Annotated in this window: 1 pseudogene; it reads left to right on the forward strand. The window is 41.9% G+C overall.

From position 1 onward, the window contains the following. Positions 1 to 234 (forward strand): annotated as a pseudogene (locus tag AAEZ22_RS18655) (ABC transporter ATP-binding protein); the annotation flags it as partial.

Raw genomic sequence — 234 nt, forward strand, 5'->3', positions numbered from 1 at the left:
GAACAAGCTGATGCTCGTTCAACAATGACCGGCCGTATTGTCGACAGTTACACCAACATATCAACCGTAAAGCTGTTCTCGCATACGACTCAAGAAGCTGACTACGCCCAAGATAGTATGACGCGTTTCTTAAAAACCGTTTATGGCCAAATGCGTCTCGTAACGATCATTAATGTTTTAGTACAAATCATTAATTACATATTAGCGTTCACCATTGCGGCTGTGTCTATTTGG

Source organism: Pseudoalteromonas sp. 20-MNA-CIBAN-0454 (genome assembly GCF_040308685.1).
Classification (GTDB): Bacteria; Pseudomonadota; Gammaproteobacteria; order Enterobacterales; family Alteromonadaceae; genus Pseudoalteromonas; species Pseudoalteromonas nigrifaciens.